The organism is Streptomyces sp. SCSIO 75703 (genome assembly GCF_036607905.1).
Taxonomy (GTDB): domain Bacteria; phylum Actinomycetota; class Actinomycetes; order Streptomycetales; family Streptomycetaceae; genus Streptomyces.
The window spans coordinates 2,607,010-2,621,859 of sequence record NZ_CP144555.1; the positions used below are offsets into that span (position 1 = coordinate 2,607,010).

The window sequence follows — 14,850 nt, forward strand, 5'->3', positions numbered from 1 at the left end:
GCGCGGACGCGACCGGCGGCGACCCGCCGTCCCACGAGAGGGGCGGGACGGACCACCGCGGCCGGAGCCCCGACCACCCACCCGGTTCGCCCCCCGCACCCAACCCGTCGCAGGCGACGACGCGTACCCGCACCACCGCGGCACGCCGCCGCCCGCACCCCCGTACACGCGCCGCAGGCACCCCGCACGGAAGAGGCACCCGCATGCAAGACGACCTCCTCGCACGCGCCCAGGCTTGGCTGGCCGAGGACCCCGACGCGGACACGCGCGCGGAACTCGCCCGGCTCCTCGACGCCGAGGACCACGCCGAACTCGCCGCCCGTTTCGCCGGCACGCTCCAGTTCGGGACCGCGGGCCTGCGCGGCGAGCTGGGCGCGGGCCCCCTGCGCATGAACCGCTCGGTGGTCATCCGCGCGGCGGCCGGTCTCGCCGCGTACCTGAGGAAGCGGGGACACGCCGGCGGCCTGGTCGTCATCGGCTACGACGCCCGCCACAAGTCCGCCGACTTCGCCCGGGACACCGCCGCGGTGATGACCGGTGCCGGCCTGCGCGCGGCGGTGCTGCCCCGCCCGCTGCCCACGCCTGTCCTGGCCTTCGCCATCCGGCACCTGGGTGCCGTGGCCGGCGTGGAGGTCACCGCCAGCCACAACCCGCCGAGGGACAACGGGTACAAGGTCTACCTGGGCGACGGTTCGCAGATCGTCCCGCCCGCCGACGCCGAGATCGCCGCCGAGATCGCCGCCGTCCGCGCGCTGGCGGACGTGCCCCGGCCGGACTCCGGCTGGGAGACGCTGGACGACGCGGTGACGGACGCCTACCTGGCCCGTACGGACGCCGTCCTCGCCGAGGGCTCTCCCCGCACCGCGCGGACGGTCTACACGGCGATGCACGGCGTCGGCAAGGACACCCTGCTCGCGGCCTTCGCCCGCGCCGGTTTCCCGGCACCGGAGCTGGTGGCGGAGCAGGCCGAGCCGGACCCGGACTTCCCGACGGTCGCCTTCCCGAACCCGGAGGAGCCGGGCGCGATGGACCTCGCCTTCGCGCGGGCCCGCGCCACGGGGCCCGACCTGATCATCGCCAACGACCCGGACGCGGACCGCTGCGCGGTGGCCGTGCCGGACGGCGGCGACTGGCGCATGCTGCGGGGCGACGAGGTCGGCGCGCTGCTCGCCGCGCACCTGGTGGCGCGCGGCGCGCGCGGCACGTTCGCGGAGTCGATCGTGTCGTCCTCGCTGCTCGGCCGGATCGCGGGCGCGGCGGGTCTGCCGCACGCCGAGACGCTGACCGGCTTCAAGTGGATCGCCCGTGTCGAGGGCCTGCGCTACGGCTACGAGGAGGCGCTCGGCTACTGCGTGGACCCGGAGGGGGTCCGCGACAAGGACGGCATCACCGCGGCGCTCCTGATCACGGAGCTGGCCTCGGTCCTCAAGGAGGCCGGGCGGACGCTGACGGACCTGCTGGACGACCTGGCGGTGGAGCACGGGCTGCACGCCACCGACCAGCTCGCGGTGCGGGTGGAGGACCTCTCGGTGATCGCCGAGGCGATGCGGCGCCTGCGGGAGCAGCCGCCCGCGAGGCTGGCCGGCCTGGAGGTGACGCGGGCGGAGGACCTGACGCGAGGCACCGGGACCCTGCCGCCGACGGACGGCCTGCGGTACACGCTGGAGGGGGCCCGGGTGATCGTCCGGCCGAGCGGTACGGAGCCGAAGCTGAAGTGCTACCTGGAGGCGGTCGTGCCGGTCGCGGACCACGCCGCCCTCCCGGACGCGCGCGTGCGGGCGGCGGAGCTGCTGGCGGCGCTCAAGCGGGACCTGTCGGCGGCGGCGGGCATCTGAGACGGCTCACCCGAACGCCACGGTGGGGGTACCTCACACGGGGGTACCCCCACCGGGTGATTCCGGAGGGACGCCGGGCCCACCGGCCGGCTCGGCCCGCCCCGGCGGGAACCCGTACGGACCGCTCACCGCGGGCCGGGCCACCACGCGGCACGACCGCCCCCGCGGAACCGGGCCGTCTCGCCCCGCCCCGGAACGGCACACGCTCACCGCGCCCGGCACAGCGCGCCGTACGGGCCGCTCCCGCCGGACGGGGGCACCACGGAAGCCGGACGCCCCACCACGGAACCGGGCCCTCACCCCCGCCCCGCCACGGGCCGCACCCGGCGGACCGGCGCCCGGAACGGCACGCTCACCGCGCCCGGCCCGACGAGCGGGGCGGGTCACCCCAGCGCGAGCAGCGCCGCCAGGAGCACGGCGCCCGCCGCGGCCGGCGCGATGACCTCGTAGGCCCAGCGCACGGTGACCCCGCCGGAGGTTTCGGGGGCGCCCTCGTGCGCCGCCATGAGCTGCCGCAGTTCGTCGACGGCCCTGTCGCTCTCGGCCCGCTGCGGCCCGTCCGCGGTGGCGACGCCCGTGCCGCGGACGCCGCGTCCGCCGTACGCGCCCCGGCCGCTGGTGGTGCCCCCGCGGTTCTCCCCGGCGGTGCGCCGGGCCTCCTGGCGGGCGGCCTTGTTGCGGGCACGCAGGGAGACGGGGAGCGCCCAGAGCTGGTACTTGGTGCCGTCCTCGTCGACGACCTCGTTGGTGTAGCCGGAGCGCAGCGAGGCGACACGGCCCCAGGGCAGCACGATCACGCGGAACGGGTTGCGCACCCGCATCCGCTCGTCGTCGGCGAAGACGGCGGGCCGCACCGTGTAGGCGACGATGAGCGGCGTGAGGAAGAGCATCACGGCGACGGCCGTCCAGGGGGTGCGTCCCTCGCCGACGACGAGGGCGTCGATGCCGAGCCAGGCGACGAGGGCCAGCAGCAGGACGCCGCCGACGACGCCCGCGGGCGAGCGGTAGATCCGGTCCCGGGAGCCGGGTGCCGACGGCGGTGAGGGGTGCTGCGGGGTCGTCATGGTGCCGATTGTGCACGACGCCCCCGGGGGCGTCGGAAGGCGGACCGGGGACTGTACAGCCGCTACGCGCGTAGATATGCTCGCCTGGTGACCATGCCCACCACTGCACCCGCTGCACCCGCACCCGATGCCTCCGCCGCGTCCGCCCCCGGACTCGCGGACGTCACCGCGTCCGACAGCACGCTGCGCCGCTTCCTCCACGGGCTGCCCGGCGTCGACGCGGTCGGCCTGGAGGCGCGTGCCGCCTCGCTCGGCACCCGTTCCATCAAGACCACCGCGAAGGCGTACGCCCTCGACCTGGCCATCTCGATGGTCGACCTGACGACGCTGGAAGGCGCGGACACCCCGGGCAAGGTCCGGGCGCTGGGCGCCAAGGCGGTCCGCCCCGACCCGACCGACCGCGCGACCCCCTCGACGGCTGCGGTCTGCGTGTATCCCGACATGGTGCCCTTCGCCAGGGAGGCGGTGGCCGGCTCCGGCGTCAAGGTCGCCTCGGTCGCCACGGCGTTCCCGGCGGGCCGCGCCTCGATGGCCGTGAAGCTGGCCGACGTGCGCGAGGCCGTGGCGGCGGGCGCCGACGAGGTCGACATGGTCATCGACCGGGGCGCGTTCCTCGCGGGGGACTACCTCAAGGTCCACGACGAGATCACCGCCGTGAAGGAGGCGTGCGGCGCCTCCGCCCGGCTCAAGGTGATCTTCGAGACGGGCGAGCTGTCGACGTACGACAACATCCGCCGGGCGAGTTGGCTCGGGATGCTGGCGGGGGCGGACTTCATCAAGACCTCCACCGGCAAGGTGGCGGTGAACGCGACCCCGGCCAACACGCTGCTCATGCTGGAGGCGGTCCGCGACTTCCGCGCGCAGACGGGCGTGCAGGTCGGTGTGAAGCCGGCCGGCGGCATCCGCACCGCGAAGGACGCGATCAAGTTCCTCGTCCTGGTCAACGAGACGGCGGGCGAGGACTGGCTGGACAACCACTGGTTCCGCTTCGGCGCGTCCTCCCTGCTGAACGATCTGCTGATGCAGCGCCAGAAGCTGGCCACGGGCCGCTACTCCGGCCCCGACTACGTGACGGTGGACTGACCCCCATGACCATGGAAAAGCGGACATCCGCATTCGAGTACGCACCGGCCCCGGAGTCCCGCGCGGTCGTCGACATCGCCCCGTCCTACGGCCTGTTCATCGACGGGGAGTTCGCCGAGGCGGCCGACGGCAAGGTCTTCAAGACGGTCTCCCCCGCCACCGAGGAGGTCCTCTCCGAGGTCGCGGAGGCCGGCGAGGCGGACGTGGACCGGGCGGTCCGGGCCGCGCGCAAGGCGTTCGAGACGTGGCCGGCGCTGCCGGGCGCGGAGCGCGCCAAGTACCTGTTCCGGATCGCGCGGATCATCCAGGAGCGCGGCCGTGAGCTGGCGGTCCTGGAGACGCTGGACAACGGCAAGCCGATCCGGGAGACCCGCGACGCGGACCTGCCGCTGGTCGCGGCGCACTTCTTCTACCACGCGGGCTGGGCCGACAAGCTCTCGCACGCCGGGTACGGTCCCGACCCGCGGCCGCTGGGCGTGGCGGGCCAGGTCATCCCGTGGAACTTCCCGTTGCTGATGCTGGCGTGGAAGGTCGCCCCGGCGCTGGCCACCGGCAACACGGTGGTGCTGAAGCCGGCCGAGACGACGCCGCTGTCGGCGCTCTTCTTCGCGGACGTCTGCCGTCAGGCGGGCCTGCCCAAGGGCGTCGTCAACATCGTGACCGGCGACGGCCGGGCCGGGGCGGCGCTGGTGGCGCACCCCGGTGTGGACAAGGTGGCGTTCACCGGGTCGACGGCGGTCGGCAAGCAGATCGCGCGCACGGTCGCCGGCACCCGCAAGAAGCTCACGCTGGAGCTGGGCGGGAAGGGCGCCAACATCGTCTTCGACGACGCCCCGCTCGACCAGGCCGTCGAGGGCATCGTCAACGGCATCTTCTTCAACCAGGGCCAGGTCTGCTGCGCGGGTTCCCGCCTGCTGGTGCAGGAGTCGGTGCACGACGAGGTTCTGGACGCGCTCAAGCGCCGCGTCTCCACGCTGCGCCTGGGCGATCCGCTGGACAAGAACACGGACATCGGCGCCATCAACTCGGCGCAGCAGCTCGCCCGCATCACCGAACTCGCGGACCGCGGCGAGGCGGAGGGCGCCGAGCGCTGGTCTCCGGCGTGCGAACTGCCGGAACAGGGCTACTGGTTCGCGCCGACGCTGTTCACCAACGTGACGCAGGCGCACACGGTCGCCCGGGACGAGATCTTCGGCCCGGTCCTGTCCGTGCTCACCTTCCGCACGCCGGACGAGGCCGTCGCCAAGGCCAACAACACGCCGTACGGCCTGTCGGCGGGCATCTGGACGGAGAAGGGCTCGCGCATCCTCGCGGTGGCGAACAGGCTCCGGGCGGGTGTCGTCTGGTCCAACACGTTCAACAAGTTCGACCCGACCTCGCCGTTCGGCGGCTACAAGGAGTCGGGCTTCGGCCGCGAGGGCGGCCGTCACGGTCTGGAGGCGTACCTCGATGTCTGACGCGCGACTGAGTGTCCTCAAGACCTACAAGCTGTACATCGGCGGGAAGTTCCCGCGTTCGGAGAGCGGCCGGGTGTACGAGGTGACGGACTCGAAGGGCACGTGGCTGGCGAACGCGCCGCTGTCCTCCCGCAAGGACGCCCGGGACGCGGTGGTCGCCGCACGCAAGGCGTTCGGCGGCTGGTCGGGCGCGACGGCGTACAACCGGGGCCAGATCCTGTACCGGATCGCCGAGATGCTGGAGGGCCGCCGGGACCAGTACGTCCGCGAGGTGGCCGGGGCGGAGGGGCTGTCGAAGGCCAGGGCCGCCCAGCAGGTGGACGCGGCGATCGACCGCTGGGTCTGGTACGCGGGCTGGACCGACAAGATCGCCCAGGTGGTCGGCGGCGGCAACCCGGTCGCGGGCCCGTACTTCAACCTGTCCTCCCCGGAACCGACCGGTGTGGTCGCCGTCCTGGCGCCCCAGGAGTCGTCCTTCCTGGGGCTGGTCTCGGTGCTCGCCCCGGTGATCGCCACCGGCAACACGGCGGTCGTCGTCGCGGGCGAGCGGGTCCCGCTCCCGGCGCTCTCGCTGGGCGAGGTGCTGGCCACCTCCGACCTGCCCGGCGGGGTGGTCAACATCCTCTCCGGCCGTACCGCGGAGATCGCCGCCCCGCTCGCCGCGCACCAGGACGTCAACGCGATCGACCTGGCGGGCGCCGGCGAGGAACTGGCGAAGGCACTGGAGATCGCGGCGGCGGACAACCTCAAGCGCGTCCTTCGTCCACAGCCTGTGGACGACTGGTCGGCGACGCCCGGCACCGAGCGCATGACGGCCTTCCTGGAGACGAAGACGGTCTGGCACCCCACGGGCGCGCTGGGGGCGTCGGGTTCGTCGTACTGAGGCCACGCCTCCGAGGTCATCGAGTGGCCCCGCGAGCGGACCGCGCCGCCCTCTCCTCCGGGGGGCGGCGCGGTTCTCGTTACGGGGCGCCTCGCGGGCGGCGGGTCAGCCGCGCAACAGGCCGACCGCCTGGCCGAGGACCGGGACCGCGCCCAGCGACTCGGCCTGGGCCACCGGGCCGGTCAGGGCCGTCGAGGTGAGCGGCTGGAAGTCGGCGAGCTGGGTGCCGACGCCGTTGTCGAGCGGGTCGACGCCCGTGCCCGCCAGCGGGTTGGGCTTGAGGTCGGCGACCGGTCCGGTGACGTGACCGACGGTGCCCGTGACGGCTTCGAGGCCGGCCTGCGGGTCGATGTTGCCGAGCGAGGTGGGCCGGGTGTGGGCGACCCCGGCGAGGGTGGTGTCGCCGGAGTCCGCCGCCGAGGCGCCGGCCGCGCCGGCCGCCAGGGCCGCCCCGGCGGCGGCGAGGGCGAGCAGGGCGCGCTGGGCGTGCGGGGTGCGGGGGGAGGCGTGTCGGGCCATCGCTGTGCCACCTCGTGCTGGGGGACGTCGGATCACCGCGAAGGGTAATCGGTTCGACGCGTAGCGTAGTTGAGATGTGACGCGTGCTTCAAAGCCGACCCGCGGGGTCGTACGACGGCCGTTCGATGCCTCAGACTGGTGTCCCGTGAGCTCCCATCCGCCCATACCCACGCGAGTCGTGCTGCTCTGCGGCCCCTCCGGCTCCGGCAAGTCCCTCCTCGCCGCCCGCTCCGGTCTGCCCGTGCTGCGGCTCGACGACTTCTACAAGGAGGGCTCCGACCCGACGCTGCCGCTGGTGGCGGGCAGTTCGGACATCGACTGGGATCACCCCGGCTCCTGGGACGCCGAGGCCGCCGTCGCGGCGATCACCGAGCTGTGCCGGTCGGGCCGTACGCGCGTACCGGTCTACGACATCTCGCTGAGCGCCCGCACCGGCGAGGACGGGGTCGACATCGGGCGGACGCCGCTCTTCCTCGCGGAGGGCATCTTCGCCGCGGAGATCGTCACGCGCTGCCGCGAACTGGGTCTCCTGGCGGACGCGTTGTGCCTCAGCAGGGGTCCGCTGACCACGTTCCGGCGGCGGTTCCTGCGGGATCTGCGCGAGGGTCGCAAGTCGGTGCCGTTCCTGTTGCGGCGCGGCTGGCGGCTGATGCGGCAGGAGCGGTCGATCATCGCGCGGCAGACGGCGCTGGGCGCTCACGCCTGCGGCCGGGACGAGGCGATGGGCCGGCTGGCGGCCGCCGCGGCGGGCCGGTGCGCGACGGCGCGTACGGTCGCGTAGCGCGCCGCCCGCGCCCGGAGCACCTCCCCCGCGCACACGGCGGAGCGGGGCTGGACGGACCCCCCGGCCCTCCAGCCCCGCTCCCGTGGTGCTCCCCCGTGTTTCCCCCGTATCCCCCCCTCGGCCCCGTTGTTCCCCCGTGGGACTTTCGCTCCCCCGTTCCCCCGTGGGACTTTCCCCCGTTTTCCTTCCCCCCGTCGGGGGTCCCCCGTGTTCCCCCGTGAGGGCCCCCCGTCCCCCGCTCGCCCGTCGTGCTCCCCCGTGGGCGCTTCCCCGTGAGTAAGAGCCCGGGTTCTCCCCCCTGATACACCCCAGGCCGTACTTTTTTCGCGGGTTCTTCCGGGGCCCTGCTGCCTCAGGCGACCAGTTCGCCGAAGGCGTCCTCCCGGTCACGGCCGAGGCTCAGGACCTCGTCCTGTCGCAGCCGGCGCAGCGAGCGCCAGATGCTGGACTTCACCGTGCCGACGCTGATGTCGAGGATGTCCGCGATCTCCGGGTCCGTACGGCCCTCGTAGTAGCGCAGGACCAGCATGGTGCGCTGGAGTTCGGGCAGCCGGGCGAGCGCCTGCCACAGGACGGTGCGCAGTTCGGTGCCGCGCATGGCGTCCGTGTCGCCGGGCGTCTCCGGCAGTTCCTCGGTCGGGTACTCGTTGAGCTTGCGGCGCCGCCAGGCACTGATGTGCAGGTTGGTCATGGTGCGGCGCAGGTAGCCGCCGACGGCCGCCTTGTCGCTGATCCGCTCCCACGCGCGGTAGGTCGAGAAGAGCGCGCTCTGGAGCAGGTCCTCGGCCTCGTGGCGGTCGCCGGTCAGGTGGTAGGCGGTGGCGTACAGGGAGGCCCGCCGCTCCTGCACGTAGGCGGTGAACTCCGCCTCCGACGACGAACGGCGCTCCCCCCGGGCCGTCCCGTACACCACTCCCCCGCGCGTGTCGCCCCGGTCCCCCCGGTCCTGGGCGTCCTCCCGGTCCACGGCCGGCGTGTCGACCACCGTCATGCGGGGCTGCGGGAGCCACGACTGCGCGTGTCCGGTGTGCTGTCGTCCGGTGCCGCGAGCGCACCCCCGCCCGCTCACGGCACCGGACTTCTCTGAACACCGGTTGACGTTCACGTCGTGCAGACGCGTGATCACTGCGCTGGTGCTGAAGCCGTGCAGCGTGTTCATCTCGCGCCCCCCGTCGTGGACTTCCGGTGTCGGTCTGCTGTGGCGCGGCGTTCCGGCCGTGCGAGGCGCCGTACCGCCGTTCCGTCGTGCTGTCTGTGTTGCCCGTGCCGTGCCGTGCTCTGGTGCCGTGCTGTCGTACTGTCGCGGCCTGCCGGTACCGAAAATCCTGCCCGGGTGACTTCATCACCGTGTCTGTCGACTGTCACAGACCTGTCACAGGGCCCGGTCACCGCACCGCCACACATCCTTCACAGGCTCCGACGGCGAGGCAGGTCGCATCCGGGCCCACGGGTCGAACCACATGCCCTCCATGGGCCAGAATGAGCGCGTGCCTTCCCTGTTGCTGATCGAGGACGACGACGCCATCCGGACGGCCCTGGAGCTCTCGCTGACGCGCCAGGGTCACCGCGTGGCGACCGCTGCCAGCGGTGAGGACGGTCTGAAGCTCCTGCGCGAGCAGCGACCGGATCTGATCGTGCTGGATGTGATGCTGCCCGGTATCGACGGTTTCGAGGTGTGCCGGCGCATCCGCCGCACGGACCAGTTGCCGATCATCCTGCTCACCGCGCGCAACGACGACATCGACGTGGTCGTCGGCCTGGAGTCCGGCGCCGACGACTACGTCGTCAAGCCCGTGCAGGGCCGGGTGCTCGACGCCCGTATCCGCGCGGTGCTGCGACGCGGCGAACGGGAGTCCAGCGACTCGGCCACCTTCGGCAGCCTCGTCATCGACCGCTCGGCCATGACCGTCACCAAGAACGGCGAGGACCTCCAGCTCACGCCGACCGAGCTGCGGCTGCTGCTGGAGCTGAGCCGGCGCCCCGGACAGGCGCTGTCCCGGCAGCAGTTGCTGCGCCTCGTGTGGGAACACGACTACCTCGGCGACTCCCGCCTCGTGGACGCCTGCGTGCAGCGGCTGCGCGCCAAGGTCGAGGACGTGCCCTCGTCCCCGACCCTCATTCGTACCGTGCGCGGTGTCGGCTACCGGCTGGACCCGCCTCAGTGACACCGGATCACCAGGGGGGATCTCGCGGCTGGGCCGCGACGCGCAAGGGAATCTGGTCGCGGCTGCGCCTCACCAGCCTGCGGCTGCGGCTGGCCGTCGTCTTCGGGCTGGTCGCGCTCACCGCGGCCGTCTCCGCGTCCGGCATCGCCTACTGGCTCAACCGGGAGGCGGTGCTCAACCGCACCCAGGACGCCGTCCTGCGCGACTTCGAACTGGAGATGCAGAACCGGGCCGGCGCCCTGCCCGAACACCCCACCCAGGACGAACTTCAGCACACCGCCGGACAGATGGCCAACAGCAGCCAGCGCTTCGGCGTGCTGCTGCTCGCCGACACCGCCGACGGGAAGACGGTCACCGGCAGCTCCGGCGGCGTCGGCGGCTTCTCGCTCTCCGACGTGCCCGCCCCGCTGCGCGCCGCGGTGAACAAGGAGCAGAAGCTCACCTCGGCCAACAAACACGCGTACCACCTGTACTGGCAGCGTGTCGTCGTCGACGACACGCCGTACCTGGTGGCCGGCACGAAGGTGATCGGCGGCGGCCCCACCGGGTACCTGCTCAAATCGCTGGAACCGGAGGCCAAGGACCTCAACTCGCTGGCCTGGTCGCTGGGCATCGCCACCGGGCTCGCGCTGATCGGCTCCGCGCTCCTCGCCCAGGCCGCCGCCACCACCGTCCTCAAGCCGGTGCACCGGCTCGGCGTCGCGGCGCGCCGGCTCGGCGAGGGCCGGCTCGACACCCGGCTCCGGGTCTCCGGCACCGACGAACTGGCCGACCTCTCCCGCACGTTCAACGCCGCCGCCGAGGCCCTGGAGAAACGGGTCGCGGACATGGCGGCCCGCGAGCAGGCGTCCCGGCGGTTCGTGGCCGACATGAGCCACGAACTGCGCACTCCGCTGACGGCCATCACCGCGGTCACGGAGGTGCTGGAGGACGAGCTGGAGTTCGAGGGCGGCGGCATCGACCCCATGATCGAACCCGCCGTGCGGCTGGTCGTGAGCGAGACACGGCGGCTGAACGACCTGGTGGAGAACCTGATGGAGGTGACCCGCTTCGACGCGGGCACCGCCCGGCTCGTCCTGGACGACGTCGACGTCGCCGACCAGATCACCGCCTGCATCGACGCCCGCGCCTGGCTCGACGCCGTCGACCTCGACGCCGAACGCGGCATCCACGCCCGCCTCGACCCGCGCCGCCTGGACGTCATCCTGGCCAACCTCATCGGCAACGCCCTCAAGCACGGCGGCTCGCCGGTGCGGGTGTCGGTGGTCCGCGCGGACGACGAGGTCGTCATCCGGGTACGGGACCACGGCCCCGGCATCCCCGAGGACGTCCTCCCGCACGTCTTCGACCGCTTCTACAAGGCCAGCGCCGCCCGCCCGCGCTCCGAGGGCAGCGGACTGGGGCTGTCCATCGCCCTGGAGAACGCCCACATCCACGGCGGCGAGATCACCGCGGAGAACCTGCCCGAGGGCGGCGCGGTCTTCGTCCTGCGCCTGCCCCAGGACGCCTCGGAACCGCCGGAGGGGGACGAGGACGGGAACGGGGGCGGGGACGCCGGCCGGGGTGGTGGGGGCGCCGGGAGTGCCGGGGGCACTGGGGCTGCGGGGAGCACTGAGGGCGCGGGCTTGGGCGGGGCTGGTGAGACTGGCGGGGCTGTGGGGACCGGTGGGTCTGCCGGGTCTGCCGGGTCTACCGGGTCTACCGGGTCTACCGGGTCTACCGGGTCTACCGGACCCAACGAGGCTGTGGGGTCCGGCGGGGCTGTGGGGTCCGGCGGGGCTGTGGGGTCCGGCGGGGCTGTGGGGTCCGGCGGGGCTGAAGAGGCCGGAGAGCCTGGTGGGGCCAGCGGCTCCGGGGGGTCTCGTGCGGACGGTGGTTCCGGGGAGCGGGCCGCCCCCGGGGACGGCGACGGTGGAGACGGCGGGGAGCCGGACGGGGGTGCCGCCGACGGCCGGGAGGACGACGCCGGTGACGGCAAGCATGCGAAGGGACAGGGCTGATGACCGTACGCCGCCGCCTCCTGGCGCTCCCCCTGCTCGCGGTGCTGCTCGCCGGGTGCGGCATCCGCGCCACGGAGGTGCCCACGGACTACGGCCCCGCCCCCTCACGGGTGCGCTGCGTGGCCCCCGAGGCGGACGCGTCGACCCGGTCGGCGCCCGGCACGCCGGTGCGGATCTTCCTGCTCTGCGGATCGTCCCTGGTGGCCGCCGACCGGACGGTACGCGTCCCGGACGGCACGGCGGGCGCCGAGCGGCGGGTGCTGATGGCGCAGGGGCTGCTCACACTCCTCGCGGTACCGCCCTCGACCGCGGAGCGGAGCGCCGGGTACACCACCGACGTGCGCGGCGGCGCCGAGGTGAAGGGGCCCCGCCCCGACGACCCCGAGGGCACGCTACGGCTCGGCACCGCGCCGGGCGACCTCACGTCGTACGCCCTCGCCCAGGTCGTCTGCACCCTCTCCGTCTCCGCGGTGGCCGAGGGCGACGGCTCGGTCGTCCTGGCCGGCCCCGGGGACGTCCCTCCCCGCCGGTACATCTGCACCGACGAGGTCCGCGCCCGCCCGGGCACCACGGAACCACCGTCGACTCCGGTGCACGGGGAGTGAGCGGAGCGCCGGGTGGCACGCATGTGGGGGGAGACACGCGTGGGGTGGGCTTGCGCGGGGCGGGGGCGGGCCGTCTCGGGTGGGTCGGGGAACACGCGCGGCCGGGGTTCCCGGTGTCGGCGGGTCGCTGACATGCCGCGCCGGGCGAGCCGCCTCCGTGGTGCGGGGTTGGAGTGTCGAGGGGTGTTGGGTAAACGCTTGCGCATGCCGGTGACACACCGAACCGAGCGAGTCGTCTCCATGGTGCGGGTCGAGGGCATCCCCGGTGTGTCGGTTAAACGCTGGCGGTTAAGCGCTTACGTACGCCGGTGACACGCCGACCGACACGTCTCCTCCACGATGCGCAGCGAGGACGTCTTGGGCATGTCGGTTCACACGCTTACGTGTACCGGTGACACGCCAGTGAAATGTGCTGCCCCCATCGTGCGGATCGAAGGTGTCACGGCGGTGTTGGGTTAAGCGCTTACGCGCTCCCGCGACACGTCGGCCGGTCGCCGCCTCCCTCCGTCGTGCGGGCTCGGGCACCCCCCGGGCGTGGCGCGACGTGCCCGAGCGGCGAACACCGCGCAGAACGGCCAGTGACACGCCGAACCGGGCGGGTCGCGCTCCGCCGCGCGGAGACGAGGCGGCCCGGGCGTGGCGCGACGCGCCCGGCCGCGGGACGCGACGCCCACCGTGCCGGCCCGGAGCATCCCGGGCGAGTCGGAGGACACGCCCGACCGGGCGGCAACCACGCACGACGGTCACCGACACACCCGGCTGGGCAAGCCGCCTCCGCCGCGCCGAGTCGGACCGTCCCTGGCGGGCCCGGCACACACCCGACCGGCGGCCGACACGCGGTACGGCCCCGACACGCCCAGCCGGGCGAGTCCCCCCACGCCACTCCCCGGCCACGCGCCCGCCGCTCCCCCGGCGCGGCACCGCGCCGCACGCCCGCGGACGCTCCGGCGTGTGGCGTAAGACTCACCCTTCGGTGGGAGCGGTCGGAACCGTGGGCGGCGAAGGCCGCGTCTAGGGGTGCGTGCAGCGTGAAGGCTCTATCGGCGGCCGTGCCGCGATCCGCATCCGTGCCACGGGAAGCGTGCTCCTGGTCGCGCATCTCGTGCTGGTGGCCTGGTTCACGCTGCGGCCTCTGGACGTGCCCTGGGTGGCGCCGCCGAATCTGCGTCCGCTGGCCGGTGTCCGGGCCGATCTGGCGCTGGGCTGGCCGGCGGCGGTGCGTTCGCTGGGAGGATCGCTTCTTCTCTTGGCACCACTCGGCGTCCTGCTGCCCGTGGTGAACGGCCGGCTGGCCGTTTCGCCGCTCGCGTCCCTGTTGCGGACGACGGCGGCCGCCGCTCTGCTCTCCCTCGGCATCGAGTTGCTCCAGACCGGCGTGCCCGGCCAGGTCGTCGACGTCGACTCGCTGTGGCTCAACACCCTCGGCGTGGCGCTCGCGCACCTCGCGGTGGTCCCGGCGGGCCGGGCCCGGCTGCGCCGCAGGGTGGAGCGGGAGCGGCCGGCGGACCTTCCGCGGGACGAGCCTCTTCAGGGGCGGACCCCGACGATTCCCAGGGTCGGGATCGCACCGTAGGGCGAGGCCGCGCACCGGGTCGTCTCCGTACCGTGGAAGGACGATGAGGGCGGCCGGGCCGGCCGTCCCGCCCCGCGCCGACGAAGGAGCCGCGATGTCCAGCCTCGCCCGTCCCACCCACGGCCGCATGATCGGCGGAGTGTGTGCCGCGCTGGCACGGCGCTTCGGCACCTCGGCCGGCACCATGCGGGTGCTCTTCCTGCTGTCGTGTCTGCTGCCCGGACCGCAGTTCGTCCTCTACCTCGCGCTGTGGGTGCTGCTCCCGTCCGAGGAGGCGGCCGCGCGCCGGGCCTGGTGACCGGTGCGTGCCACGGGTCGCACCGTGTCCCGGCACGCCGAAGGGGCGCACCCGTGCGTACGGGTGCGCCCCTTCGGCGTGTCGTGGGGGGTGTCGGGCTCAGCCGAGCGGGATGCCGTTGACCGGCAGACCCTGGGTGGGCAGACCCTGGGTGGGCAGACCGCCGAGCAGGCCGGCCACCGGCTTGGTCGGGCCCTGGGAGATCTGCTCGTCGAGGAGCTGTTCGGCGACCGGCTGCGCCGCGGACAGGCCGCGCCCGGCGATGCCCGTGCCCTGGGTCAGCGCGTTGCCCGCGCCCGGCAGCGCCTCGGAGACCGACTCGGCGGGCAGCGTGCGGGCGACGCCGTCCAGCGTCTGGGCGGCGTCCGGCAGCGCCGGGGCGGCGTTGGCCGCGCCCGCGCCGGCGGCGGCGAAGGCGGCACCGAGGGCGGCGATGCCGAGGGTCTTGGCGGCAGACTGCTTCATGGAATGCGTCCTCGAAACGGTATATGGGGAGGTGAGCGGTTTCCCGACCGTAAACACGCCACGCCGCCCGCGGCAAACATCGAAATGCGGACACCTGGTGAACGCCCGTCCACATTCCG

At 73.8% G+C, this 14,850-nt stretch carries 13 protein-coding genes and 1 pseudogene; 10 read left to right on the top strand and 4 right to left on the bottom strand.

Annotated features, from left to right (window positions below; genetic code table 11):
• Nucleotides 1-203: 203 nt before the first annotated feature.
• Nucleotides 204-1,835 carry a phospho-sugar mutase gene (locus VM636_RS11220; RefSeq protein ID WP_030422450.1) on the top strand — a complete coding sequence of 544 codons (1,632 nt, stop codon included), beginning with the start codon at nucleotides 204-206 and terminating at the stop codon, nucleotides 1,833-1,835.
• A gap of 383 nt (nucleotides 1,836-2,218) precedes the next feature.
• On the opposite strand, the gene VM636_RS11225 is transcribed toward VM636_RS11220, so the two are convergent.
• On the bottom strand, nucleotides 2,219-2,899 hold the full coding sequence (locus VM636_RS11225) for a PH domain-containing protein (RefSeq protein ID WP_053914612.1): 681 nt from the start codon (nucleotides 2,897-2,899) through the stop codon (nucleotides 2,219-2,221).
• Nucleotides 2,900-2,992: 93 nt separating this feature from the next.
• Between VM636_RS11225 and deoC the strand changes: the two genes are divergently transcribed.
• From deoC to VM636_RS11240, 3 genes are read left to right on the top strand one after another with little or no spacing between them, the layout of a single operon-like run.
• A complete protein-coding gene (deoC, locus tag VM636_RS11230; protein ID WP_030422448.1) occupies nucleotides 2,993-3,982 on the top strand; it encodes a deoxyribose-phosphate aldolase in 990 nt (329 codons plus the stop codon).
• An 11-nt stretch (nucleotides 3,983-3,993) separates the two neighbouring features.
• Nucleotides 3,994-5,439, top strand: a complete 1,446-nt coding sequence (locus VM636_RS11235) for an aldehyde dehydrogenase family protein (RefSeq protein ID WP_053914637.1) — start codon at nucleotides 3,994-3,996, stop codon at nucleotides 5,437-5,439.
• Nucleotides 5,432-6,322 (top strand): aldehyde dehydrogenase family protein, encoded by an 891-nt coding sequence (locus VM636_RS11240; RefSeq protein ID WP_053914613.1) that lies wholly within the window; start codon nucleotides 5,432-5,434, stop codon nucleotides 6,320-6,322. The genes VM636_RS11235 and VM636_RS11240 overlap by 8 nt, the downstream gene beginning before the upstream one ends.
• 105 nt (nucleotides 6,323-6,427) lie before the next feature.
• Here VM636_RS11240 and VM636_RS11245 read toward each other — a convergent pair whose 3' ends face one another.
• Nucleotides 6,428-6,841 carry a hypothetical protein gene (locus tag VM636_RS11245; protein WP_030422445.1) on the bottom strand — a complete coding sequence of 138 codons (414 nt, stop codon included), beginning with the start codon at nucleotides 6,839-6,841 and terminating at the stop codon, nucleotides 6,428-6,430.
• 76 nt (nucleotides 6,842-6,917) lie between these two features.
• Here VM636_RS11245 and VM636_RS11250 point away from each other — a divergent pair, with 76 nt between their 5' ends.
• Complete coding sequence (locus tag VM636_RS11250) at nucleotides 6,918-7,622, top strand: uridine kinase (protein ID WP_107091430.1); 705 nt, start codon at nucleotides 6,918-6,920, stop codon at nucleotides 7,620-7,622.
• A 355-nt stretch (nucleotides 7,623-7,977) separates the two neighbouring features.
• Here VM636_RS11250 and VM636_RS11255 read toward each other — a convergent pair whose 3' ends face one another.
• Nucleotides 7,978-8,784 carry a SigE family RNA polymerase sigma factor gene (locus tag VM636_RS11255; protein ID WP_030422443.1) on the bottom strand — a complete coding sequence of 269 codons (807 nt, stop codon included), beginning with the start codon at nucleotides 8,782-8,784 and terminating at the stop codon, nucleotides 7,978-7,980.
• 328 nt (nucleotides 8,785-9,112) lie between these two features.
• Between VM636_RS11255 and afsQ1 the strand changes: the two genes are divergently transcribed.
• The 5 genes and pseudogenes from afsQ1 to VM636_RS11280 all read left to right on the top strand — a co-directional run bounded on the left by afsQ1 (nucleotide 9,113) and on the right by VM636_RS11280 (nucleotide 14,266).
• On the top strand, nucleotides 9,113-9,790 hold the full coding sequence (afsQ1, locus tag VM636_RS11260; protein ID WP_024883374.1) for a two-component system response regulator AfsQ1: 678 nt from the start codon (nucleotides 9,113-9,115) through the stop codon (nucleotides 9,788-9,790).
• A pseudogene (locus VM636_RS11265) lies at nucleotides 9,787-11,328 on the top strand (HAMP domain-containing sensor histidine kinase); the annotation flags it as partial. The gene afsQ1 and the pseudogene VM636_RS11265, both read left to right, overlap by 4 nt.
• A 461-nt stretch (nucleotides 11,329-11,789) precedes the next feature.
• Complete coding sequence (locus tag VM636_RS11270; RefSeq protein WP_053914615.1) at nucleotides 11,790-12,395, top strand: hypothetical protein; 606 nt, start codon at nucleotides 11,790-11,792, stop codon at nucleotides 12,393-12,395.
• Between the two features lie 1,021 nt (nucleotides 12,396-13,416).
• Entirely contained in the window at nucleotides 13,417-13,968 is a 552-nt protein-coding gene (locus VM636_RS11275; RefSeq protein ID WP_053914616.1) for a VanZ family protein, read from the top strand.
• Between the two features lie 94 nt (nucleotides 13,969-14,062).
• Nucleotides 14,063-14,266, top strand: coding sequence for a PspC domain-containing protein (locus VM636_RS11280; RefSeq protein ID WP_030422437.1), 204 nt, complete (start codon nucleotides 14,063-14,065; stop codon nucleotides 14,264-14,266).
• Nucleotides 14,267-14,365: 99 nt separating this feature from the next.
• Here the strand turns inward: VM636_RS11280 and VM636_RS11285 are convergent, their stop codons facing one another.
• Nucleotides 14,366-14,731, bottom strand: coding sequence for a hypothetical protein (locus VM636_RS11285; protein WP_030422436.1), 366 nt, complete (start codon nucleotides 14,729-14,731; stop codon nucleotides 14,366-14,368).
• Between the last annotated feature and the right edge of the window lie 119 nt (nucleotides 14,732-14,850).

Excerpts from the sequence above, each read along its gene's own strand:
- VM636_RS11220 (WP_030422450.1), top strand. The coding sequence starts at position 204 with ATGCAAGACGACCTCCTCGCACGCGCCCAGGCTTGGCTGGCCGAGGAC.
- VM636_RS11225 (WP_053914612.1), bottom strand. The coding sequence starts at position 2,899 with ATGACGACCCCGCAGCACCCCTCACCGCCGTCGGCACCCGGCTCCCGG.
- deoC (WP_030422448.1), top strand. The coding sequence starts at position 2,993 with ATGCCCACCACTGCACCCGCTGCACCCGCACCCGATGCCTCCGCCGCG.
- VM636_RS11235 (WP_053914637.1), top strand. The coding sequence starts at position 3,994 with ATGGAAAAGCGGACATCCGCATTCGAGTACGCACCGGCCCCGGAGTCC.
- VM636_RS11240 (WP_053914613.1), top strand. The coding sequence starts at position 5,432 with ATGTCTGACGCGCGACTGAGTGTCCTCAAGACCTACAAGCTGTACATC.
- VM636_RS11245 (WP_030422445.1), bottom strand. The coding sequence starts at position 6,841 with ATGGCCCGACACGCCTCCCCCCGCACCCCGCACGCCCAGCGCGCCCTG.
- VM636_RS11255 (WP_030422443.1), bottom strand. The coding sequence starts at position 8,784 with ATGAACACGCTGCACGGCTTCAGCACCAGCGCAGTGATCACGCGTCTG.
- VM636_RS11270 (WP_053914615.1), top strand. The coding sequence starts at position 11,790 with ATGACCGTACGCCGCCGCCTCCTGGCGCTCCCCCTGCTCGCGGTGCTG.
- VM636_RS11280 (WP_030422437.1), top strand. The coding sequence starts at position 14,063 with ATGTCCAGCCTCGCCCGTCCCACCCACGGCCGCATGATCGGCGGAGTG.
- VM636_RS11285 (WP_030422436.1), bottom strand. The coding sequence starts at position 14,731 with ATGAAGCAGTCTGCCGCCAAGACCCTCGGCATCGCCGCCCTCGGTGCC.